Origin of the sequence: Patulibacter americanus DSM 16676 (assembly GCF_000420025.1) — a bacterium.
Lineage (GTDB): Bacteria > Actinomycetota > Thermoleophilia > Solirubrobacterales > Solirubrobacteraceae > Patulibacter > Patulibacter americanus.
The window spans coordinates 2,501-24,582 of sequence record NZ_ATUD01000019.1 but is presented as its reverse complement, the minus strand read 5'-3'; the positions used below and the strand labels follow the sequence as shown (position 1 = coordinate 24,582).

The 22,082-nt window shown below is 74.2% G+C and carries 25 protein-coding genes (1 of these 25 cut by a window edge); 2 read left to right on the top strand and 23 right to left on the bottom strand.

The window, feature by feature from the left end:
• Positions 1 to 36 precede the first annotated feature (36 nt).
• The 14 genes from F593_RS28930 to F593_RS28925 form a co-directional block, all read right to left on the bottom strand.
• Complete coding sequence (locus F593_RS28930; RefSeq protein ID WP_022930533.1) at positions 37 to 1,251, bottom strand: phosphatidate cytidylyltransferase; 1,215 nt, start codon at positions 1,249 to 1,251, stop codon at positions 37 to 39.
• Positions 1,251 to 1,946 carry a polyprenyl diphosphate synthase gene (uppS, locus tag F593_RS0120075; RefSeq protein WP_022930532.1) on the bottom strand — a complete coding sequence of 232 codons (696 nt, stop codon included), beginning with the start codon at positions 1,944 to 1,946 and terminating at the stop codon, positions 1,251 to 1,253. Before uppS ends, F593_RS28930 begins: the two co-directional genes overlap by 1 nt.
• 4 nt (positions 1,947 to 1,950) lie before the next feature.
• Complete coding sequence (gene frr / locus F593_RS0120070; protein ID WP_028721841.1) at positions 1,951 to 2,508, bottom strand: ribosome recycling factor; 558 nt, start codon at positions 2,506 to 2,508, stop codon at positions 1,951 to 1,953.
• A gap of 76 nt (positions 2,509 to 2,584) precedes the next feature.
• Complete coding sequence (gene pyrH, locus F593_RS0120065) at positions 2,585 to 3,322, bottom strand: UMP kinase (protein ID WP_022930530.1); 738 nt, start codon at positions 3,320 to 3,322, stop codon at positions 2,585 to 2,587.
• A gap of 14 nt (positions 3,323 to 3,336) precedes the next feature.
• On the bottom strand, positions 3,337 to 4,215 hold the full coding sequence (gene tsf, locus F593_RS27020) for a translation elongation factor Ts (protein WP_022930529.1): 879 nt from the start codon (positions 4,213 to 4,215) through the stop codon (positions 3,337 to 3,339).
• A 15-nt stretch (positions 4,216 to 4,230) separates the two neighbouring features.
• On the bottom strand, positions 4,231 to 5,160 hold the full coding sequence (gene rpsB, locus F593_RS0120055; protein ID WP_022930528.1) for a 30S ribosomal protein S2: 930 nt from the start codon (positions 5,158 to 5,160) through the stop codon (positions 4,231 to 4,233).
• A 260-nt stretch (positions 5,161 to 5,420) separates the two neighbouring features.
• Positions 5,421 to 6,359, bottom strand: coding sequence for an RluA family pseudouridine synthase (locus tag F593_RS0120050; RefSeq protein ID WP_028721840.1), 939 nt, complete (start codon positions 6,357 to 6,359; stop codon positions 5,421 to 5,423).
• A gap of 2 nt (positions 6,360 to 6,361) precedes the next feature.
• On the bottom strand, positions 6,362 to 6,874 hold the full coding sequence (gene lspA, locus F593_RS27015) for a signal peptidase II (RefSeq protein WP_084630237.1): 513 nt from the start codon (positions 6,872 to 6,874) through the stop codon (positions 6,362 to 6,364).
• Positions 6,861 to 7,181: a YggT family protein gene (locus F593_RS0120040; RefSeq protein WP_022930525.1), complete on the bottom strand. Its 321-nt coding sequence runs from the start codon at positions 7,179 to 7,181 to the stop codon at positions 6,861 to 6,863. Before F593_RS0120040 ends, lspA begins: the two co-directional genes overlap by 14 nt.
• A complete protein-coding gene (locus tag F593_RS27010) occupies positions 7,178 to 7,942 on the bottom strand; it encodes a pyrroline-5-carboxylate reductase family protein (RefSeq protein WP_022930524.1) in 765 nt (254 codons plus the stop codon). Before F593_RS27010 ends, F593_RS0120040 begins: the two co-directional genes overlap by 4 nt.
• A gap of 127 nt (positions 7,943 to 8,069) precedes the next feature.
• Entirely contained in the window at positions 8,070 to 8,645 is a 576-nt protein-coding gene (locus F593_RS0120030; RefSeq protein ID WP_022930523.1) for a cell division protein SepF, read from the bottom strand.
• 43 nt (positions 8,646 to 8,688) lie between these two features.
• The gene (locus tag F593_RS0120025; RefSeq protein ID WP_022930522.1) at positions 8,689 to 9,363 is read right to left on the bottom strand and encodes a YggS family pyridoxal phosphate-dependent enzyme; all 675 of its coding nucleotides are present in this window, start codon (positions 9,361 to 9,363) and stop codon (positions 8,689 to 8,691) included.
• Positions 9,351 to 10,127: a purine nucleoside phosphorylase YfiH/LACC1 family protein gene (locus tag F593_RS0120020; RefSeq protein ID WP_022930521.1), complete on the bottom strand. Its 777-nt coding sequence runs from the start codon at positions 10,125 to 10,127 to the stop codon at positions 9,351 to 9,353. The genes F593_RS0120025 and F593_RS0120020 overlap by 13 nt, the downstream gene beginning before the upstream one ends.
• Entirely contained in the window at positions 10,124 to 11,335 is a 1,212-nt protein-coding gene (locus F593_RS28925) for a tRNA nucleotidyltransferase/poly(A) polymerase family protein (protein ID WP_022930520.1), read from the bottom strand. The genes F593_RS0120020 and F593_RS28925 overlap by 4 nt, the downstream gene beginning before the upstream one ends.
• A 26-nt stretch (positions 11,336 to 11,361) precedes the next feature.
• On the opposite strand from F593_RS28925, the gene F593_RS0120010 reads away from it, so the two are divergent.
• Positions 11,362 to 12,714: a PQQ-binding-like beta-propeller repeat protein gene (locus tag F593_RS0120010; protein WP_022930519.1), complete on the top strand. Its 1,353-nt coding sequence runs from the start codon at positions 11,362 to 11,364 to the stop codon at positions 12,712 to 12,714.
• Between the two features lie 2 nt (positions 12,715 to 12,716).
• Here the strand turns inward: F593_RS0120010 and hisF are convergent, their stop codons facing one another.
• From hisF to murA, 8 genes are all read right to left on the bottom strand, one after another.
• Positions 12,717 to 13,514, bottom strand: coding sequence for an imidazole glycerol phosphate synthase subunit HisF (hisF, locus tag F593_RS0120005; protein ID WP_022930518.1), 798 nt, complete (start codon positions 13,512 to 13,514; stop codon positions 12,717 to 12,719).
• A gap of 25 nt (positions 13,515 to 13,539) precedes the next feature.
• Entirely contained in the window at positions 13,540 to 14,268 is a 729-nt protein-coding gene (gene hisA / locus F593_RS0120000) for a 1-(5-phosphoribosyl)-5-[(5-phosphoribosylamino)methylideneamino]imidazole-4-carboxamide isomerase (protein WP_028721838.1), read from the bottom strand.
• Positions 14,265 to 14,954 (bottom strand): imidazole glycerol phosphate synthase subunit HisH, encoded by a 690-nt coding sequence (gene hisH / locus F593_RS0119995; RefSeq protein WP_022930516.1) that lies wholly within the window; start codon positions 14,952 to 14,954, stop codon positions 14,265 to 14,267. The genes hisA and hisH overlap by 4 nt, the downstream gene beginning before the upstream one ends.
• Complete coding sequence (gene hisB / locus F593_RS0119990) at positions 14,951 to 15,550, bottom strand: imidazoleglycerol-phosphate dehydratase HisB (protein ID WP_022930515.1); 600 nt, start codon at positions 15,548 to 15,550, stop codon at positions 14,951 to 14,953. Before hisB ends, hisH begins: the two co-directional genes overlap by 4 nt.
• Positions 15,547 to 16,827, bottom strand: coding sequence for a histidinol dehydrogenase (hisD, locus tag F593_RS0119985; protein WP_022930514.1), 1,281 nt, complete (start codon positions 16,825 to 16,827; stop codon positions 15,547 to 15,549). Before hisD ends, hisB begins: the two co-directional genes overlap by 4 nt.
• Positions 16,817 to 17,452, bottom strand: coding sequence for an ATP phosphoribosyltransferase (gene hisG, locus F593_RS0119980; RefSeq protein ID WP_022930513.1), 636 nt, complete (start codon positions 17,450 to 17,452; stop codon positions 16,817 to 16,819). The genes hisD and hisG overlap by 11 nt, the downstream gene beginning before the upstream one ends.
• On the bottom strand, positions 17,449 to 18,522 hold the full coding sequence (locus tag F593_RS27000; protein ID WP_022930512.1) for an ATP phosphoribosyltransferase regulatory subunit: 1,074 nt from the start codon (positions 18,520 to 18,522) through the stop codon (positions 17,449 to 17,451). Before F593_RS27000 ends, hisG begins: the two co-directional genes overlap by 4 nt.
• A 180-nt stretch (positions 18,523 to 18,702) precedes the next feature.
• Positions 18,703 to 20,013 carry a UDP-N-acetylglucosamine 1-carboxyvinyltransferase gene (gene murA, locus F593_RS0119970; protein WP_022930511.1) on the bottom strand — a complete coding sequence of 437 codons (1,311 nt, stop codon included), beginning with the start codon at positions 20,011 to 20,013 and terminating at the stop codon, positions 18,703 to 18,705.
• 223 nt (positions 20,014 to 20,236) lie between these two features.
• Between murA and F593_RS0119965 the strand changes: the two genes are divergently transcribed.
• Positions 20,237 to 21,343 (top strand): isocitrate/isopropylmalate family dehydrogenase, encoded by a 1,107-nt coding sequence (locus F593_RS0119965; RefSeq protein ID WP_022930510.1) that lies wholly within the window; start codon positions 20,237 to 20,239, stop codon positions 21,341 to 21,343.
• Positions 21,344 to 21,501: 158 nt separating this feature from the next.
• Here the strand turns inward: F593_RS0119965 and F593_RS0119960 are convergent, their stop codons facing one another.
• On the bottom strand, positions 21,502 to 22,082 hold the 3' portion of the coding sequence (locus F593_RS0119960) for a DUF389 domain-containing protein (protein ID WP_022930509.1). It continues 385 nt past the right edge of the window; 581 of the gene's 966 nt are visible here — the last part of the coding sequence; the start codon falls outside the window, past its right edge; it ends in the stop codon at positions 21,502 to 21,504.

Here is a 22,082-nt window from a genome sequence, read left to right as displayed (position 1 = left end):
CCCCTCCGGGGACCCGAGCCGGGGCGGGGCCCGGTCCTACACGCCGCCCATGGCGAGCCAGACGTAATAGCCCGCGACGATCGCGAACATCGCCGCGTCGAGGCGGTCGAGGACGCCGCCGTGGACGCCGAACAGGCCGCCGGCGTCCTTCGTGCCGGCATCGCGCTTGAGGAAGCTCTCGAAGAGGTCGCCGAGGGGGGCCGCCACCGCGATCGCGAGGCCGAGCAGCAGGGCCTCGGTCCCGCTGAGCCAGTCCTGGTAGAGCCCGGCGAACCAGGTGGCGGCGATCGCCGTGACGATGCCGATGAGCAGCCCCTCGACCGTCTTGTTCGGCGAGACGCGCTGCCAGAGCTTGCGGCTGCCGAACATGCGCCCGCCGAGGTAGGCGCCGGTGTCGCCGAGGAACGTGCCGATGAGGACGTTGAGGACGATCCCGCCGCCGTGGTCGCCGTCGCGCAGGAGGACGGCGTGCCCGAGGGCGAGGCCGATCCAGACGACGCCGAGCATCGTCACGGCCACCCCGGGCATGCTGCCCCGTGGGTGCCCGAGGGCGACGGCGAGGAACACGAGCGGGATCGCGGCGGTGACCGCCGTGAGCATCGCCTCCCGTCCGCCGAGCGCCGCGGCGAGGATGACCGCCACCACGCCGATGCCTCCCGCGACCAGCGAGGGTCGCGTCTTGGCGAACATCCGGGTGAGCTCCCAGACGCCGATCAGGCCGAAGGCGACGATGCCCGCCACGAAGACGGGGCCGCCCTGGGCGACGAGGAAGACGGCGACGATCGCGGCCGGCACGGCCACGATCACGCGGGCGCCGAGGTCGCTGCCGCCGCCGCGGTCCGACGGCTTGCGGACGGTCTCGATGGCGTCCTCGAAGCGCTCGAGCGCCGCGATCTCGCCGGCGACGGGGTCCGCGGTGCGCTCGGCCCCGCGCTGCTCGACCTCGGCGACGCGGCGCCGCACGCGGCGGTCGCGGTCGCCGGGGCGGGCGTCGTAGGTGCCGGAATCGTCCGGCAGCGGGTCGCCACCGCGGCGGCGCCGGGCGGCCAGGGGCTCGACCGGCTCGTAGGTGCTGCTGACGTCCCCGCGGGTGCGGGAGCCGGTGCGGGTCCGCTCGGCCGGCTCGAAGTCGCCGAACTCCAGCTCGAAGCGGGCCTCGCGGCGTCGCCCGCGGGGCGGCGCCGGGCGCGGGGCGCGCGGCTCGTCGTCGGGCACGTCGTCTGCGCCGCGGCCCCTGCGGGGGACGGGCATCAGCCGACCCGCCCGCCGAAGCGGCGGTCGCGCGTGGCGTACGCGTCGAGGCACCGCTCGAACGCGCCGCGGTCGAAGTCGGGCCACAGCTCGGGCGCGAAGACGATCTCGCTGTAGGCGCACTGCCACAGCAGGTAGTTGCTGATGCGCTGCTCCCCGGAGGTCCGGATCAGGAGGTCGGGGTCGCGCAGGTCGGGGCCGTAGAGGAGCGCGCGGAACGCGTCCTCGCCCCCACCCTCGTAGCGCGCGGCGGCGTCGAGGATCTCGGCGCGCCCCCCGTAGTTGAACGCGACGACGAGCGTGATCGCGTCGCCGCCTGCGGTCTGCTGCTCCGCCCAGTCCATCTTCTCGATCAGCGCGGGATCGACGCCCTCGCGGCGGCCGATGAACCGCATGCGAGCGCCCTCCTCGACGAGCTCGGGCGTCTCACGGTCGATCCGCTCGCCGAACATCGCCATAAGGGCGGAGACCTCGGTCACGGGCCGCGTCCAGTTCTCCGTGGAGAACGAGAACACGGTCAGCTCCTCGACGCCGAGCTCGGCGGCGTCGCGGAGGCGGGCCCGCACGACGTCGGCGCCCGCCCGGTGGCCCTCCGCGACCGAGAGGCCGCGGCGCTGGGCCCAGCGGCCGTTCCCGTCGGTGATGATCGCGACGGAGCGTGGACGCCCGGAGGCGTCCGTGGGGGTGGCGGGCACTCCCTCAGACCTCGAGGATGTCCGCTTCCTTGGCCTTGAGCTGCACATCGAGGCCGGCGATCGCCTCGTCCGTGATCTTCTGCAGCTCGGCCTCGGCGCGGTGCTCGTCGTCGGCGCCGATGTCGCCGTCCGTCTTCATCGTGCGGAGGTCGCCGAGGACGTCGCGGCGCACGTTGCGCACGCGGATGCGGCCGTCCTCGCCGATGCCGCGGGCCACCTTGACCATCTCCTTGCGGCGCTCCTCCGTCATCTCCGGGATGCCGAGGCGGATCGTCTTGCCGTCGTTGGAGGGCGTGACGCCGAGGTCGCCGTCCGAGATCGCCTTCTCGATCTGCTTGATCGAGGAGGGGTCGTACGGCATGACCGTCAGGAGGCGGGCCTCCGGGGCGCCGATCTGCGCGAGCTGGCGCAGGGCGGTCGGCACGCCGTGGTAGTCGACGACCACGCGGTCGAGGAGGTTCGGGCTGGCGCGACCGGTGCGCACCGTGGCCATCTCACCCGAGGTCTGCTCGACGGCCTTGGTCATGCGCTCCTTGGCGTCGGCGAGCAGCTCCTCGATGATCGAGTCGTCGGGCATAGGGACCTCTTGAGTGTTGAACGACAGGGGGTGCTGCAGCGGCCGGCGCAGAGCGCCGGGATCACGCCGGGGTGTGGACCAGCGTGCCGATGCGTTCGCCCGAGACTATCCGGACGATGTTCCGCTCGTCGTCCATGTTGAAGACATGGATCGGCAGGCGGTTCTCCATGCAGAGCGTGAGCGCCGTGGAGTCCATGACCCGCAGACGGCGCTCGATCGCCTCCATGTGCGTGATCTCGTGGATCAGCTCGGCGGAGGGGTCCGTGCGGGGATCGGCCGTGAACACGCCCTCCACGCCGTTCTTGGCCATCAGGATGGCCTCGCAGTGGACCTCGGCGGCGCGCAGGGCGGCGGCGGTGTCCGTGGTGAAGAAGGGGTTGCCGGTGCCCGCCGCGAAGATCACGACGCGGGCCTTCTCGAGGTGGCGCTCCGCCCGGCGGCGGATGTACGGCTCGGCGACCTCGGTGATGTCCAGGGCGCTCTGCACGCGCGTGGTGATCCCGCGCTTCTCGAGCGCGTCCTGCAGCGGCAGGGCGTTGAGCACCGTCGCGAGCATGCCCATGTAGTCGGCGGTCGCGCGGTCCATGCCCGCGGCCGCGCCGGCCATGCCGCGGTAGATGTTGCCCGCCCCCACGACGATCGCCACCTGGACGCCCAGGTCGTGGACGTCCTTGATGGACGCCGCGACGGCCGCCAGGCGGTCCGGATCGGTGCCGTAGTCCCGGTCGCCCATGAGGGACTCGCCGGACAGCTTGATCAGGACGCGCCGGAAGGCCGTCGGGGTCGCGGAGGCGGACATGTGCCCCTGGGGTCCTACTCGCCGACCTGGAAGCGGGCGAAGCGCGCGACGGTGACGTCGTCGCCGACGGCCTTGCGCAGCTGGTCGATCGTCTTCCCGTCGTGCTTGTCCGGGTTGATGTGCTCCTGCGGGAGGAGCGCGATCTCCTTGAACCACTTCTGGAGCTTGCCCTGGGCGATCTTCTCGCGGATCTGCTCGGGCTTGCCCTCGGCCTCGGCCTGCTGGTTGTAGACCCGCAGCTCGGCGTCCTTCTCGTCCTGGGGGACGTCGTCCGAGGAGACGTACTTCGTGGCGGGGGTCGCCGCGACGTGCAGGGCGACCTCCTTCGCGAACGCGGCGGCCTCGTCGCCGGAGACGCCGTTGACCTGGACGGCGACGCCGACCTTGCCCGTGGCGTGGATGTAGGACGCGATCGCGCCCTCGCCGTCGACCACGAAGCGCTCGGCGCGACGGATGACGACGTTCTCGCCGGTGGTGGCGGAGAGATCGGCGCGGGCGGCCTCGAGGGTCTGGCCCGGGGCGATCTCCTCGTGCAGCAGCACCTCGACGTCGATCGTGCCCGGGTTCGCCTGGGCGTCGTCGTTCACGAGGTGATCGGCGATGCGGCGGGCGAACGCGATGAAGTCGTCGTTGCGGGCGACGAAGTCGGTGTTGCAGTCGACCTCGATGAGGACGGCGCGCTTGCCGTCGGCCGAGACGGACGACTGGACGGTGCCCTCGGCGGCCTCGCGGTCGGCCAGCTTGCCGACCTTGTTGCCGAGCTTGACGCGCAGGATCTCGACGGCCTTCTCGATGTCGCCGTCGGCCTCCTGCAGGGCCTTCTTGCAGTCCATCATGCCGGCGCCCGTGCGCTGGCGGAGCGCCTTGACGTCGGCGGCGGTGATGTTGCTCATGCGGTGGTGGCTCCCTTACTCGGCGGCCGGCGCCGGGGTGTCGGTGGTCGGGGCGGCGGCGGCCTCGTCGGCAGCGGCCTGCTCGGCGGCAGCGGCGGCGGCCTCGTTCGCGGCGGCCTCCTGGCCGGCGGCAGCGGCGGCGCTCTGCTCCTCGGCCTCGAGGCGGCGGGCCTGCTCGGCCTCGCGGTTGGCGGCCTCCTCGGCCTGGCGCTGCTCCTTCTCGGCCGTCTCGCGGGTGCGGCGGGCCTCCTCGGCCTCCCACCAGGCGGCGGCACCGCCGGCGGCGGCGTCACCGATCGCGTGGGCGATCGCGGCGCAGGCGCGGATGGAGTCGTCGTTGCCCGGGACGGGGAAGTCGACGCCGTCGGGGTTCACGTTCGTGTCGACGAGCGCGATGACGGGGATCCGGAGCTTCGTGGCCTCCTCGACCGCGATCTTCTCCGAGTTCACGTCGATGACGAAGACGGCGTCCGGGGCGCGGCGCAGGTCCTTCACGCCACCGAGGTTGATCTGGAGCTTCGCGAGCTCCTTGCGGCGCGTGATGCGCTCCTGCGAGGGCAGCAGGTCGAGCTGGCCCTCGGCGTCGAGGCGCTCGAGGTCGTTCAGCGTCTTGATGCGCTTGCTCGACGTCTGGAAGTTCGTCAGCAGACCCGGCGACCAGCGCTGGTTGACGTACGGCATGCGGGAGGACTCGGCGGCCTCGCGGACGGAGTCCTGCGCCTGGCGCTTCGTGCCGACGAAGAGGACGGTGCCACCGCGCTGGGCGATGTCGGAGACGAACGCCTGCGCCTGGGCGAGCAGCTCGACCGTCTGCAGCAGGTCGATGACGTGGATGCCGGAGTGCTCGCCGTGGATGAACCGCGCCATGCGCGGGTTCCAACGACGGGTCTGGTGTCCGAAGTGGACGCCTGCCTCGAGCAGGTCCTTGATGCCGATCTCGGCCATGGTGACTCCCTTTGGTGCGAAGAAACGGTGGCCCGCCGGACCGGTGCGCGTTCCCGACGTGATCGGGCAGGGACGCATCCGGGGTGACCCAGCGGGGTCGAAGTGACTGAACGTCGGCGCGTCCGAATGGGCGCACCGCCCATGAATTCAACCAGGAACGGCCGTGGGGCGCGGCCCGCCCGGCGCGGCGGAGCGCCCGCTCCGCCCGGCGCGGCCTGCGCAGGTGACCGGCGCGTGCGGGCGCCGGCCCCACGCGTGGGTCAGGAGCCCTCGCGGGCGCGGTGCAGCGCCTCGACCAGGTCGGGCGGCAGCGGGGACTCCACCTCGAGCCGCTCACCCGTGATCGGGTGGTCCAACGTGAGCCGCCGGGCGTGGAGGAACTGACGCTCCAGGCCCAGCGGGTGCCCGCCGGGCGTGCCCGCGTTGCGGCCGTACTCCGGGTCGCCCGCCACGGGCACGCCGATGGCCTTCAGGTGCACGCGGATCTGGTGCGTCCGCCCCGTCTCCAGGGTCACGCGCAGCAGCGAGGTGCGCGGCAGCGCCTCCTCGAGCTCGAAGTGCGTCACCGCCCGCCGCGGGGCATCCGTGTCGACGGACTGGCGCGTGCGCACGTGGCGGTCGCGCCCGATCGGGGCGTCGATTGTCCCGGTGCGCGACTCGGGGCGCCCGTCGACGAGCGCGAGGTACTCCCGGGTGATCTCGCGGTCGCGGATCGCGGCCTGCAGGCGGCGGTGGGCCTCGTCCGTCCGCGCCACGAGCAGCAGGCCGGACGTGTCGCGGTCCAGGCGGTGCACGATGCCGGGGCGTTCCGCGTCGCCTCCCGGCGGCAGGGCGGCGGTGATGCGGCTGGCCACGGCGTCGACGAGCGTCGGCCCGTCGTGCCCGGCGCCGGGGTGGACGACGAGCCCGGCGGGCTTGTCGACCACGAAGAGGTGCTCGTCCTCGTACAGGACGTCGACGTCGGGGGCGTCGTGGCGGACCTCGCCGACGGGCTGGACGAGGGTGCCCAGGTCGACCTCGACGGTCTGGCCCGCGTGGACGGCCAGGCGCTTCTGGGCCGGGTTGGCGGGCGTGCCGTCGACGAGGACGTTGCCCTCGGTGATCGCGCGCTGCGCGCGGGCCCGGGAGCCGCAGACCTCGGCGAGCACGACGTCGAGCCGCGCCCCGTCCTGGTCGGCGGGGACGGTCAGGCGTTCCATGCTCATCCGCGCTGCGGCCGGGCGTCGTGCCGCTGGCCCGCCGTCGTGCGGCGGTTCTCGAGCTCGACGACGATCACGAGCAGCGCCATGCCGCCGACGATCGCCATGTCGGCGAGGTTGAAGGCCGGCCAGTTCGGCGGCTTGAGGAAGTCGATGACGGCGCCCTCGATGATGCGGTCCAGGACGTTGCCGATGGCCCCACCGGCGAGCATGCCCGCGGCGAGCCACGCGAAGCGCACCGTGCGGTTGCGCAGGAACCACCACGTCAGCGCGGCCAGGGCGGCGACCACGAGCAGGCCGACGATCCACGGCTGCCCCGCGAAGCTCGAGAACGCGACGCCCTCGTTGCGCACGTGCACGAGGTCGATGAGTGGGAGGAACTGCTCGCTCGTCCCCCGCGGCACCGCCTCGACGGCCAGGCGCTTCGTGAGCTGGTCGAGGATCAGGACGACCACGGCCACCGCGAGCACGCGGCGGTTGGCCAGGCGCCCGGCCCGCGCCTCATCCCTGGACAAGGCGCACCACCAGCCCGCCGACGATCTGCAGGACGAGGATCGCCACGATCGGGGACAGGTCGAAGGGCCCGAGCGTCGGGATGAACCGGCGGAAGATGCTCAGGTACGGCTCGACCGCGTCGCGCAGGAACCGCTGGGCCGCGTTCGTGAACGTGTTGTAGGGGATCCGTACGCCGGCGCTCTGCACGAGCGAGAGCAGGATGTAGGCGATGATCAGGATCATGTAGACCTGGATCAGCGCGTCCAGGAAGGAGGCGACCTCGGTCCGCACGGAGGCGAGGGCGACGGTCTGCGCGAGGAGGCTCATGCGACGTCCATGACGGCGTCGAAGGCGTCCTGCACGGTCTCGCGCAACCCGCCCTGGTCGAGCGCTCGCAGGCCCCGGGCGGTCGAGCCGCCGGGCGACGTCACCGCGCGCCGGACGGCGAGCGTGTCGTGGCCCTGGTCGCGCAGGAGCGCCGCCGAGCCCTCGATGCCCGCGGCGACGACGCGCCCGGCCTCGTCGGGGGTGAAGCCGTGACGGACGGCCGCGTCGACGGTCGCCTCGGCCCAGACGGCGACGTACGCGGGCAGCACGCCGAAGATGGCCGTCGCGGCCGCCATGCGGGAGTCCGGCACCTCGAGGACGGTGGAGCAGCGCTCGACCAGTGCGATCACCTCGGCGCGGACCCGCGTCTCCTCGGCCGAGGGCTGGGCGCCCTCCTCGATCGCGACCGCGACGACGCCCTTGCCGACGCCGACGGGCGTGTTGGGCATGAGCCGCACCACCGGGCGGTCGGGGTAGGCGGCGCGCAGCGCCGACACGTCGACCCCGCCGAGGATCGAGACGATCGCCTTGGCGCCGGACAGCTCACGGGCCGCGGCCTCGAGCTGGTAGGGCTTGTGGCCGAGCACGACCACGTCGGCACGCTCCGCGAGCGTGCGGGGGTCGGCGACGGCCTCGCCGCCGAGCTCGCGGGCGAGCGCCTCCGCGCGCTCCTCGACGGGGTCGAAGCAGAGCGCCGGCTCCCCGATGCCTCGCGCCAGAGCGGAGGCCATGTTGCCGGTTCCCAAGAATCCCAAGCGCATGAGCGACCCCCAACGGTACCGGTCCGCCGTCGTGACCCCACCCGTGGGCCCCGGCCGCTCGACGCACGGGCCTCGCGGCCCGTCGTGCGCGGGTGCCGGCGTCCACGGAGCCGTGGACGCCCGGCGGTCAGCTCTGGTTGAAGAAGCCCTTCTCGATCAGCTGCGCGCGTTCCTCCGCGGAGATCGAGACGTTGGCGGGGGTGAGCATGAAGACCTTGTCGGCGATGCGCTGCATTCCGCCGTCCAGCGCGTAGGTCAGGCCGCTGGCGAAGTCGATGAGCCGCTTGGAGAGGTCGGTGTCCGACGTCTGCAGGTTGATGACGACCGGGATGCCGTCCTTGAAGCGGTCGGCGATCTGCTGGGCGTCGTTGAACGACTTGGGCAGCACGAGGTGCACGCGCACGTCGCGTTGGCGCTCCGGGGCCGGTGCGGCGGCGGGACGGGACGAGCCGCCGACGGGGCGCAGGTGGGCGCCGGAGCGGGCCGGGGCGTCCTCGTCGCTGAAGATGTCGTCGAAGTCCTCGCGGCGCCGACGGGCGCGGTCGATGCGCCGCACGGGCGTGGGCTCCCGGACGGGCTCGCGGGCCCGCTCGCGGCGGTCGTCGTACTCCGGCTCGTCGTCGTACCCGTCGTCGTACGGATCGCGTTCCTCTGCGAGGGCGAAGTACACGAGCGTTCGATGCCAGATGTCGCGCAGGGCCATGACTCCGGGCTGATTCTCCCACGAGGAGCGAACTCCTCCCCGGTTATCGGAAAAGAACGCTGCCGACGCGCACGACCGTCGCGCCCTCCTCCACCGCCACCTCGAAGTCCTGGGTCGTGCCCATGGAGAGGACGCGCAGGCCGCGGGCGTCGGCGAGCTCGCGCAGCGCGGCGAACCAGCGGCGGCTGTCCTCCGGCGTCTCCGCGGCCGGCGGCATCGTCATCAGCCCGGCGACGGGGAACGGGCACGCCTCGATCGTGGCGTCGAGCTCCTCCGGGGCGACGCCGCTCTTGGCCTCCTCGCCGCTCACGTTGACCTCGACCAGGACGTCGAGCTCGGGCCGGGCGAGGTCGCGGTGACGCTCGAGCCGGCGCAGCACGCTGTCGGAGGCGACGGAGTGGATCCGCGACACGTGCGGCAGGACGTCGGGGACCTTGCGCGACTGCAGGTGGCCGATGAACTCCCAGCGCAGGCGCTCCGTGCCGGGCAGGCCGCCCTTCTCCAGGAGCGACCCCACGCGGTTCTCCCCCGCGAGCAGCACGCCGGCGTCGGCGAGCTTCGGCGTCTGGTCGACCGCGAGGTACTTCGTGGCCGCGAGCACGTCGACGCCGGAGGGGTCGCGGCCTGCGCGGGCGCACGCGGCGTCGATGCGCTCCCGCACCGCCGCCAGCCGCTCCGCCACCTGCGCGGCGTCGATCGATTCGATCACGTCAACCATGCGGCTCCCGCCTGTCGTCCTGTGGTGCCGTCGTCGCGGCGATGCGAGAAGAAGCGCTCGGGGCGGCAGATCGTGCAGACGCCGGCGATCAGGACCTCCTCGGCCCCTGCGGCGAGCAGGCGCAGCCGCGCGGCCTCGGGCAGGTCGGCGTGGTCCCCGTGCCGGACGCTCGGGCCGAGCGGCGCGAGCGCCTCGTGCACCTCCGCACCGACCTCGTAGCAGCAGGGCCCGGCGCCGGGACCGACCACGGCGGTGACCGCGCCGGTGCCGCCGGCGGCCCGCAGTGCCCGCATGCCCTCCTCGAGCACGCCGCCGACGAGCCCGCGCCAGCCGGCGTGGACCATCGCCACCGCGCCGTCGGCCACGAGGCCGACGGGCAGGCAGTCCGCGCAGAGCACGACGCACGGCGTGGCGGGCAGCGCGGTCGCGGTGCCGTCGGCCTCCCGCACCCGCTCCAGCCGCGCCCCCGGCAGGTCGTCGTCGCCCGCGACGACGAGCACGTCCGTGCCGTGCACCTGGCGGGCTTGGGCGAGGCGCTCGGGGCCCACCCCGGCGCCGGCCGCGAGCCGCCGGCGGTTCTCCGCCACGGCGGCGGGGTCGTCCGCGGTCCAGGTGCCGAGGTTCAGCGACGAGAACGCGCCGGTCGAGGCGCCGCCGCGGCGGCCCGTGAACCGCACGGTGGCGCCCGGCAGCGCGCACAGCAGCCCGCCGTCGGGGGTGCGGAGCATGCCCTCGGGATCCGTGTCGTGCACCGGCGCGGTCATCGCGGCGTCCCCTGCGGCTGCGCGAGGGCGGCCGTCAGCTCGGCCGCGCGCGGCTCCAGCCCGGCGGGCAGCGCGCCGTCGAGCTTGGCGTCGAGCGCCCGCCGCAGCGCGTCGCCGATCCCCGGACCGGCGGGCACGCCCGCCTCGACGAGGTCGTGCCCGTCGATCTCCAGCCGCACGTGCCGCAGCTCGTCGAACCACCGGCGGGCGTTGTCTCCGCCCGCCAGCGCGACGACCTCGGGCGGCGCACCCGCGGCGGCGCGGTGGATCTCGGACGGCGTGCGGGCGGCGGCCAGCGGGCCCAGGGTGCTGCCCCGGGAGCCGGCGCCCACGATGTCGCGCTCCGCGCTCGTGAAGCCGGTGTCGGCGAGCCACGGCAGCAGGTGGTCCAGGCTCACGCCGGCGCACGAGGCGGCCAGGCGCACGAGGTCGGCCCGGCCGCCCGCGGGCAGGAGCGCCAGCGCGTCGTCGAGCCCCCGCGGTCGCGGCGCGAACCCCGGCGGCAGGAAGCGCGGGTTCAGGGACTGCAGGGTCTCGAAGGCGCGCGCCGGGTCCGGCTCGCCGAGCGCCAGCCGCAGCTCGGCGCCGTGGCGGGCGCCCGAGATCGTGAAGGGGTCGGCCTGCGCCGCCAGGGCGCGGGTCGCGTCGTCCGGGGCGAACCCCAGTCGGGCGGCGTACCGGGCGGTCCGCCACACGCGCGTGGGGTCGTCGACGAACGAGCGGTCGTGGAGCACGCGCAGCACGCCCGCGGCGAGGTCGTCCCGGGCGCCCGGCACCTCGGCCAGCCCGCCGTCCGGGAGCCGCAGCGCGATCGCGTTGACCGTCACGTCGCGGCGCGGCAGGTCGTCCCCGATCCGGGCGGCCGGCGTCACGTCGGGCAGCGCGCCCGGACGCGGGTACGTCTCGGTGCGGGCGCGCGCGAGGTCGTGGCGCACGCCGTCCTCCGTGGCGACCTCGAGGGTGCCGAAGCGGTCGTGCCGCGCGACGACGGTGCCGAGGCGCGCGGCGAGGTCGTCGACCGGGCCGACGACCGCGACGTCGAGCTCGCGCGGCTCGCGCCCGAGCAGCAGGTCGCGGACGGCGCCGCCCACGAGCCACGCGTCGTCGTCGGCGCGGGCGACCTCGAGCAGGCGCCGGGCGGCGGGCAGGGCGCGCAGCGCGGCGAGGGCCTCCTCGGGGGTGCGCAGGGTGCGGAGCGGATCGGGCACGTCGCGTCGGACCGTACCCTGTCCCGATGCCCGGCTCGCCCCTGAACGCCTCGCGCCGCCCGTGGGGCCTCATCGGCTGCTTCGGCGTCGTGGTGCTGCTCGCGCTGCTCGGCGTCGGCGCGGTCGCCTTCGACCGCCTGCGCGGACCGAGCGAGGTGTCCGACCCGACGGTGGAGTTCGCGGAGACCCCGCCGACCACCACGACGACGGCGCAGCGCGAGCCCGAGAACCCGAAGGACCGCTACGACGACGGCGCCGACTGGCCGATGTACGGCGGCAACGCGCAGCGCACCCGGTACCTGCCCTTCGCCGGCCCCGAGCCGATCCGGCCGCCGCTCGTGGAGCGCTGGGGCTCGACGGGCCGGGTGCTGCTGGAGTTCCCGCCCGTCCTCTGCGGGAGCCGGATCTTCTACCTGCGCAACGACGGGCTGCTCCGCGCGGTCGAGCGCCGGACGGGCAAGACGGCGTGGTCCACGCGCGTCGGACGGCTCGCGGCCTCGTCCCCCGCCTGCGGCGGCGGGCGCATCTACGCCACCGTCCTGCGGCGGAACAAGGCCGTGAAGGGTGGCGAGCTCGTCGCGCTGCGGGCGACGAACGGCCACCGGGTGTGGCGTCTGCGGCTCGCGTCGCGCACGGAGTCCTCTCCGTTGATCACGAAGGACCGCGTGATCTTCGGGACGGAGGGCGGCGACGTGCTCTCCGTCTCGCGCACGAACGGCCGCGTGGACTGGCGCTACCGGGCCGACGGCCCCGTCAAGGCCGCGGTGGCGCGCAACGGCAACGCGCTCTACGTCGGCGACTACGCCGGCAAGCTCCACTCGATCTGGCTGGACTCGGGGCGCCGGCGCTGGGTCGAGGACCTCGGTGGCCGGCTCTACAGCACCCCGGCCGTCGCCTACCAGCGCGTGTTTGTCGGCAACGTCGACGGCTCCGTGTCCGCCGTCGGCGAGCGCTCCGGACGGCTGGCGTGGCGTCGGCGGACGAAGGGCATCGTGTACTCCGCCCCCGCGGTCGCGCCGGTCGCGGGCCGCGGGCCGACGGTGTTCATCGGCTCCTACGGCGGCGTCCTCTACGCGCTCGACGCCCGCTCGGGCCGGCCGCGCTGGACCCGCAACCTCGGTGGCAAGGTGTCGGGCGGCGTGACGGTCATCGGCGACCTCGTGATGTACGCCAACCTCGGCCGCAAGTCGCTGGGGATCCGCCGCGCCCGGGACGGGGCCCTGCTCTACAGCCATCGCAGCGGCGCCTTCGATCCGGGCATCTCCGACGGCCGGCGCCTGTACCTCGACACCTACACGAGCGTCTACCACCTCGTACCGCGCAAGCAGGCCCGCCGGGACGTGGCGAGCCTGAAGGCGGCGCGGCGGGGCAGGGACTGAGGTCAGTCGACGCGGATCGGGCGCACCGGGATCCCGGCGGCGGCGATCCGCTCCTTCGCCTGGGCGATGGTGAACGTGCCGAAGTGGAAGATCGACGCGGCCAGTGCGGCGTCGGCGCCGGCCTCCAGCGCCTCCACGAGGTGCTCGAGGGTGCCCGCGCCGCCCGAGGCGATGACGGGCACGGGGACGGCCTGCGCGATGGCGTGCGTCAGTCCCAGGTCGTAGCCCGAGGTCGTGCCGTCGCCGTCCATCGACGTGAGCAGCACCTCCCCCGCGCCGCGCTCCACCGCCTCCCGCGCCCACGCCACCGCGCCGCGGCCCGTGGGCTTGCGGCCGCCGGCGACGAAGACCTCCCAGGCGTCGCCCTCGGGCCGCTCGTCCTGCGGTGTCTCCGGCGCGACGGCCTTCGCGTCGATGGCGATGACGACGCACTGCGCGCCGAAGCGGTCGGCGAGCTCCGTCAGGAGCTCCGGGCGGGCCACGCCGGCCGAGTTCACGGCGACCTTGTCGGCGCCGGCATCGAGCACCGCCTGGGCGTCCGCCACGGAGCGGATGCCGCCCCCGATGGTGAACGGGATGAAGAGCTCGTCCGCCGCGCGGCGGGCGAGGTCGACGATCGTCCCCCGCTGGTCGCTCGTCGCGGTGATGTCGAGGAAGACGAGCTCGTCCGCGCCCTCGGCGTCGTAGCGCGCGGCGAGCTCGACGGGATCGCCCGCGTCGCGCAGGCCCACGAAGTTCGTGCCCTTCACCACGCGCCCTGCGTCGACGTCGAGGCAGGGGATGACGCGCTTCAGGTGCATGGACGCTCCGGGGCTCGGCGGGGACTCAACGGACCTGCAGGGCCGCGTGGCCCTCGGCGATCGTGAACCGCTTCTCGTAGAGCGCCTTGCCCGTGATGACGCCGCCGAGGTTGACCATGCGGGCGTCGGCGAGTTGCTGCAGGTGCTCCGTGGTGCCGATGCCGCCGGAGAAGATCCACGAGCCGCGCACGGCCTGCGAGATCCGGCGGACCTCGTCCATGTCCGGGCCCTGCTCGAGTCCGTCGCGGTCGGCGTTCGTGTAGACGAACCGCCGCACGCCGCGCTGCTGCAGGCGCTTGATCGCCTCGGGCCCGTCGATCGTCGTCGTCTCGAGCCAGCCCTTCGTGGCGACCATGCCGCCGCGCGTGTCGACGGAGACGATCACGCGGTCGCGGTGGCTGCCGAGGACGGAGTCCAGGAAGTCGGGGTCGGTGATCGCGGCCGTGCCGAGGATGACGCGCTCGGCGCCGGCCTTCAGCGCGTCGCGGACGGCCTCGATCGTGCGCAGGCCGCCGCCCCACTGCACCGGGACGTCGAGCTCGCTGGTGATCTTCGCCAGCTCGTCCAGGTGGGCGGGCTCGCCGCTCTTCGCGCCGTCGAGGTCGACGAGGTGCAGGAACCGCGCACCGGCCTCGACCCAGGAGCGGGCGGCCTCGAGCGGGCTGTCGCGGTAGACGGTGCTCTCGTCGAAGTCGCCGCGCACCAGGCGCACCGCCTGGCCGTCCAGGATGTCGATCGCGGGGTACAGGATCACGTGGCGCACCTCGTGCAGGTCTCGGCGAACCCGCGCAGCATGCGCAGGCCGTCCTTGGAGGACTTCTCAGGGTGGAACTGGGCTCCGTACACCCGACCGCGACCCACCGCGGTGACGAACGGCCGGCCGTAGTCCCCGCGGGCGACGACGTCGCCGGGGTCCTCGGGCTCGGCCACGTAGGAGTGCACGTGGTAGAACGCCGTGCCGTCCGGGAGCCCCGCGCGCAGCGGCGAGGTCGTCCCGGGGGTCCAGGTCACGGAGTTCCAGCCGATGTGGGGAAGCTTGAGGCCCTCGACCGGCGGCAGCTGCCGGACGGGGCCGGGCAGCAGGCCCAGGCCCTCGGCGCCGCCGCGCTCGTCCGAGCGCTCGAAGAGCAGCTGCATGCCGAGGCAGACGCCGAGCAGCGGCTTGCCGTCGGCGACCTGGTCCTTGACGAGGTCGCCCAGGCCGGTCTCGCGCAGCCGCTGCGCGCCGGCGGGGAACGCGCCCACGCCGCAGAGCACCAGACCGTCGGCCTGCGCGATCTCGTCCGGGTCGTCCGTGACGACGGCGTCGGCGCCGGCGTGCTGCAGCGCCTTCTCGACGCTGCGCCGGTTGCCCATCCCGTAGTCGACGACCACGAGACGCGCCGGACGGTCGGAGACGGCCTCCGCGGTCCCCTGCCGCTCGTCCGTCCCGCCGCTCATGCGGTCAGCGTGCCCTTCGTGGACGGTACGCCGCGCTCATCGGGGTCGATCGAGACGGCCACGCGCAGCGCGCGGGCCAGGGCCTTGATGCCGGCCTCGATCATGTGGTGCGCGCCGCGCCCGCATGCGATCTCGAGGTGGATCGTCGAGCGCGACGTCGCGGCGACCGCGCGCACGAACTCCTCGAGCAGCTCGTGCTCGAATCCGCCGGTCACGCCGGGCGGCAGGAGCCCGTGGTCCTCGAAGACGACGAAAGGCCGGCCGGAGAGGTCGACGTGACAGGTGGCACGGGCCTCGTCCATCGGGATCGTCGCCGAGCCGTAGCGGCGAATGCCGACGCGGTCGCCGAGCGCCTCCGTCAGTGCCTGGCCGAGCACGAGGCCCGTGTCCTCGACGGTGTGGTGGCTGCCCGTCTGCAGGTCGCCCTCGGCGCCGACCTTCAGGTCGAACCCGGCGTGCCGGGTGAGCAGCTCGAGCAGGTGGTCGAAGAACCCCACGCCCGTGACGCGGGTGCCCGTGCCGGTCCCGTCGAGGTCGAGCTCGAGCTCGATGCGGGTCTCGCCGGTGGAGCGCTGGATGGAGGAGGTGCGGGTCATCGGCCCTGCCCATTCTGCCGGGCGCGCATGGACGCCGCGTGCACCACGAAGCCCTCGGCGTCGGCGATGCGCCCGCCGGGGCCCGCCAGGGCGCCCGCGGCGTCCCCGAGGTGGACCTCGTTCATGGTGCGGCGGAAGGTCCGGGCGGACAGCGTGGACGCGAACCGCGCCGCGCCGTCGGTGGGCAGCGTGTGGTTGCTGCCCGCCACGTAGTCGCCGAACGCGGTGGCCGCGGCGCCGCCGACGAACACGCAGCCCGCGCTGCGCACGCGGGGCGCCAGCGGCTCGATCGTCGGCCCGACGAGCTCGAGGTGCTCCGCGGCGAACGCCTCGGCGACCGCGAGCCCGACCTCGGGATCGGGCACCACCACGCTGGCGTACGCGGCGCCGGTGCCCGCGAGGGGTGCGCCGCCCCCGACGCCGGCCTCCAGCTGCGCCAGCACGGCGGCCTGCAGCGCCTCGTCGTCCGTCACGAGGACGACGAGCGAACCCTCCCCGTGCTCGGCCTGGGCGCCGAGGTCGAGCGCGGCGAGCTGCGGGTCGGCGGCGCCGTCCGCGAGGACGAGCAGGTCGCTGGGGCCCGCGAAGCCGTCGATGCCGACGACGCCGGCGAGCTGACGCTTGGCCTCCTGCACCCACAGGTTGCCGGGGCCGACGACGACGTCGACGCGGTCGACGGTCTCCGTGCCCAGCGCGAGCGCGGCGACGCCGTGGGCGCCCCCCATCCGGTAGACGCGGTCGACGCCCGCCAGGCGGCACGCGGCGCGCAGCACGGGGTCGTCGGAGGGCGTGGCGACGACGACCTCGTCGACGCCCGCGGCACGGGCCGCCACGACGCCCATGATCGCCGTGGAGGGGTACGGGGCGCGGCCGCCGGGGACGTAGACGGCGGCACGGCGCACGGGCACCTCGCGAACGCGGACCCGCTGCCCCTGGGGCAGCTCCACGTCGCGGTCCTCGTGCACCGTGGCGCGGGAGACGGCTGCGACGTTGTCGATCGCGAGCTCCAGCGCGGCCCGCAGCTCGGCGTCCAGCCCGGCGACGGCGGCGTCGAGCTCGCCGTCCGGCACGACGAGCGGGCCGAAGGGCACACCGTCGGCGCGGTCGAAGCGGGTCGCGTGCTCCGCCAGCGCGGCGTCGCCGCGGGTGCGCACGTCGTCGATCAGGGCGGCGACGCCCTCGGCGACGTGTCCGCCACCCGGGACGAGGGCCCGGATCCGCGCGGCGGCCGATCCGGCCTCAGCCGCGGTGCCGACGCGCAGGAGCTCAACCGGCAAGGAGGGCCCCCCGCAGTTCGTCGACGGCCGCGGCCTTCAGGCGGTGCGAGGCGGGGTTGGCGATCAGGCGCGCGGTCGACGTCGCGATCTCCTCGCGGACGACGAGGCCGTTCTCCCGGAGCGTCGTGCCGGTCGCCGTCAGGTCGACGATGGCGTCGACCATCCCGGTCAGCGGTGCGAGCTCCACGGACCCCTTGACCTCGACGATCTCGGCCTGGCGACCCGTCTGCTCGAGGTAGGTCTTGGCGATCGCGACGTACTTCGTCGCCACCCGCATGATCCCGAGGCGGCGCAGGGCCTCCTCGGCGGGATCGGGATCGCCGGCGATGGAGGCGAGCACCATCCGGCAGGGGCCGAAGCCCAGGTCGGCGAGCTCGACCACGTCGCGCGTGTGCTGCTCCATCAGGACGTCCTTGCCGGTGACGCCGACGTCGGCGGCCCCCGACTCGACGTAGGTCGCGACGTCCGAGGGCCGCATCGTCACGATGCCGGCGTCCTCGAAGAGGAGCTTGCGGTCGTTCTCGCGGACCTCGCTCGTGTCGATCCCGACGAGGTCGAGCGCGTCGAGGGTGGGCTTCATCATCACGCCACGCGGGACGGCGATGCGCAGGCCGAAGCGGTTCACGACGCCACCTCCCCGGTGGTCGAGGCGGAGGGTGCCGTGGTCGCGGCGTTCTCGGTGGCCGACGGGGCGGAGCTGCCGTCCCAGCCGACGCGCCAGGCGCCCCGGGAGGCGCCCACGAGGGCGGTGTGCAGCGCGTCGACGTCGAGCGCGAACCCGACGGCGGGCAGCGGACGACCGAAGCGGCCGAGCAGGTCGTCGTAGCGCCCACCGCCGCCGATGGCGTGTCCCTGCCCCGGCGCGTAGACCTCGAAGACCGCACCGGTGTAGTACCCGAGCTTGCGGGTCAGGCCGAGATCGAGGATGAGGTGGGAGACGATGTCGTCGTCCAGCCGCTCCACGAGCTCGATGAGCCCGCTGGCGGCCGCCCGCACCCGCTCGTCCGTCAGGGCGTCGAGCAGCTCGGGACCGCCGCGGCGGCCGGCGACGTCGAGCAGCAGGACCGCCGTCGCCTCGTCCGTGGCCGCCCGCAGCTGCCGCTCCAGGCCGACCATGTCGCGGGTGGCGAGCTCGTGCAGCACCCCGGCGCGCAGGTCCTCCGCGATGCCGACGGCCTCGAGCAGCGCCGGGAAGATCGCGGCGTCGCCGACGGCCACCCGGGCCCCGTCGAGGCCGATGGCGCGGAGGCCGCCGACGAGGACGGTGAGCGCCTCGGCGGTGCCCTCCGAGCCGCCGGCACCGCAGAGCTCGATGCCGGCCTGCAGCAGCTCGCGCGCCTCGCCGCGGCCGGGGACGATGCCGCGGTAGCAGTGCGCCACGTAGCTCAGGCGGATCGGCGCGGGCGTGTCGGCGAAGCGGGAGCCGACGAGCCGGGCGATCGGCACCGTCATGTCCGAGCGGAGCACGAGCGTGTTGCCGTGCTCGTCGACCGTCCGGAAGCGCGGGCGCGCGGCGTCGCCGGCGTCGGCGACCCCGGCCCGCTCGAGCACGCTCGCGTACTCCACGGCCGGCGTGGAGACCTCGCCGTAGCCGTGCTGGGTGAACACGTCGCGGAGCGCGGCGACCACGCCGTGGCGCTCACGCATCTCGTCGGGCAGCACGTCGCGCGTGCCACTGGGGATGGGCAGCGTCATCGCCGTGGATCATCGCGGGTCCGGGGCGCACGCGACGTGCGCCCCGATGCCCGGTGCGCCGCGTCCCGGGTGGTGACGGTGCACGCAGCCGCGGTGGGCCGGCGGCACGGGGCCGCCGACGGGCGGGCGCCCGGGGATCCGGGCCCCGCCGTGGGCCGGCGGCACGGGGCCGCCGGCCACTCAGCCGACGGCGACCTGGGCGTCCTCGGGGACGCGCTCGATCTGCGCGCCGAGCGCGCGGAGGCGGTCGTCGATGGCCTCGTACCCACGGTCGATCTGGTCGACGTTGTGGATCGTGCTGCGGCCCTCGGCGCAGAGCGCGGCGATGAGCAGCGCCATGCCGGCGCGGATGTCCGGCGACGTGAGCCGCTCGCCGTGCAGGCGGCAGGGACCGGAGACGATCGCGCGGTGCGGGTCGCAGAGCGTGATGTCGGCGCCCATCCCGACGAGCTTGTCCGTGAAGACCAGGCGGTTCTCGAACATCCACTCGTGGATCAGGACGGAGCCCTGGGCCTGGGTCGCCAGCGCGACGGCGATCGAGGTGAGGTCGGCGGGGAACGCCGGCCACGGGCCGTCCTGGACCTTCATCTTGTGCTCGCCGACGTCGCGCGCCGTCTGGAGGTTCTGCCCGCCGGGCACGAACACCGTGGTGCCCTCGAGCTCGGAGTGCAGGCCGATCTTGCCGAAGACCAGGCGGATCATCCGCAGGTCGTCCGGGGCGACGTCCGTGATGCGCACCTCGCCGCCGGTGACGCCCGCGAGCGCCATGAACGAGCCGATCTCGATGTGGTCCGGACCGACGGTGTGGTCGCAGCCGCCGAGCTCCTTCTGGCCCTGCACGTGCAGGACGTTCGAGCCGATGCCGTCGATCTTGGCGCCCATCGAGACGAGCATGCGCGCGAGGTCCTGGACGTGCGGCTCGCAGGCCGCGTTGCCGATGACCGTGGTGCCCGGCGTCAGCGCCGCGGCGAGCAGCGCGTTCTCCGTTGCCATCACGGACGGCTCGTCCATGAAGATCTCGCCGGCCCGCAGGCCGCCGTTCGGGGCGGTCATCTCGATGTCGCGGCCGAGCTCGAGCGTGGCGCCGAGGGCGCGCAGCGCGTCGAGGTGCGGGTCGAGGCGCCGGCGGCCGATCACGTCGCCGCCGGGCGGCGGCATCGTGCAATGGCCGAAGCGTGCGAGGAGCGGGCCGGCGAGGAGGAACGACGCACGGATGCGCTCGGCGTCCTCGCGACGGAGGCCGTCCTCGGCGTTCAGGCTGCCGGCGTTGAGCCGCACGGCGTGCTCGTCGAGCCACTCGACGGTGACGCCGAGGCCCTCGAGCAGGTTGATCATCGACGCCACGTCGCGGATGCGCGGCACGTTGCGGACGATCACGTCCTCGGCGGTCAGGACGCTCGCCGCCAGGATGGGCAGCGCGCCGTTCTTGTTGCCTGCGGGGCGGACGGTCCCGGAGAGGGGACGGCCACCGTCGATTACGAACTTCTCCATAAGGGGTCGGGTCCGGTGTCGAGGCGCAAGCGGGAGCCGTGAGCCCGCGATCGTCCGCCCACGGACCGACGGGAGAGGCTAGCAGCGCACCGGGCGGCTTCCCGGGGGCGCGCCCGGGCCGCCGTACACCGACCGGGACGCGCCGGCCGACCGGGACGGTCGTCCGGTGGGTGTCGGGACCGAACCCGGCGGAGTGGCCGCTCGGCGCTACCCTCCTGGGGCGATGACCGACTCCCTCACGATCACCATCCTCGAAGGCGACGAGACCGGTCAGGAGCTGCTCGAGCAGTCCCTGCGGGTGCTCGATCCCGAGGTGCTCGGCTTCGACGTCCAGCTGGACCGGTTCGACCTCGGGCTGCAGAAGCGCCGCGAGACGAACAACCAGATCGTCCACGACGCCGCCGCCGCGATGCGCGAGAGCGGCCTGGGCGTGAAGGCCGCGACGGTCACGCCGGAGGGCAAGGACGACGTGGGCTCGCCCAACCGCATCCTCCGCGAGGAGGTCGACGGCAAGGTCATCATCCGCACCGGCCGCCGCATCCCGGGCGTCACGCCCGCCGCCGGCATCCACTTCCCGATCTCCGTCGTCCGCATGGCCGTCGACGACGCCTACGGCGCGAAGCAGTGGCGCGAGGGCACCGAGGGCGGCGAGGACGAGATGGCCTACCGCACGGAGAAGGTCAACCGCGGCACCTGCCGAGCCGTCGCCGAGTACGCGTTCCGCACCGCCGAGAAGATGCGGGGCCGCGTCTACGGCGGCCCGAAGTGGACGGTCTCCCCCGTGTACGAAGGGATGCTCAAGGAGGAGCTCGACCGCGCCGCCGCGAACAACCCCGACGTCCGGTACCAGCCGGTGCTGATCGACGCCACGTACGCCGGCCTCGTCTCGGGCGACGCCGACGGCCCGCTCGTCATCCCGGCCCTCAACCGCGACGGCGACTGCCTGTCCGACCTGGTCCTCCCCCTCTTCGGCTCCATCGCAGGCGCCGAGTCCACGCTGCTGGCGTTCGACGCCGACTACGCCCCGCGGGTCGCGATGGCCGAGGCCCCCCACGGCACGGCGCCCTCGCTGCAGGGCAAGGACGTCGCCAACCCGATGGCGATGATCCTCGCCAACGCCGCCGTCCTCCACTACGGCGCGGTCATCCGCGGCGTGCCGGCGGCGGACGTCGCCTCCCGCGCCATCTACGAGGCCGTCCTCGAGGGTGCCTCCGCCGGCATCAAGACCGCCGACCTCGGCGGCGCGTCCTCCACGTCCGACGTGACGACGGACGTCATCAACCGTGTCCGCACCAAGATCGACGTCTGGTCCTCGCTCGGCTCCCACTGAGCGGCCCACTGCCGCCGGTTCGCCGGCGGCAGGTGCCCCTCGGGCCCGGAGCGAGGCTCGGCGCCGCACCATGGTCCACCTCGCCGACCGGTTCGGGTCCACAGCGGGTCGCGGCGCCGCGACGAGCAGCTGCGCCCCACGCCACTGGAGGCTGCGCCTCAGCTGGGCGCGGGACCCCGGCGGGAGGCGCCGGCCTGCTCCTTGCGCAGGCGCCGCTGGTACCCCAGCCGCTGGACGACGAGCGTGACCACGCCGGCCACGAACATCAGAGCGACGTTCAGAACGAGCTGGGCCAACGAGCCGAACGCGCCGCCGACGTCCTCGTAGGCCAGTGCGAGCCCGACGTTCGCGGCCGCCGGCAGCGTCGTCACGCTCACCAGCACGCCGACGATCGCTCCGGACTTCGCGGTCGTCATCGACAGCAGGCCGGCGACCCCCGCGACCGCGGCCACCACCACCGTGTAGGCGTCCGGTTGGGCGATGGTGCTCGCGAGCTGGTGCGACACTCCCGCGAACTCCTCGGGGTTCAACCCCACCAGTCGCCCACCGGCGGAGAACGCGTAGGACACCACCACCGCGAAGGGCAGCCCCACCGCGAGCGCCCGCACCGAGCGCCACGCCAACGCCCCCCGCCGGTCGGCGAGTGCGACGGAGGCCGCAGCGATCGGCCCGAACTCCGGCCCCACCACCATGGCGCCCACCATCAGCACGGGGCTGTCCAGGAGCAATGCCACGCACG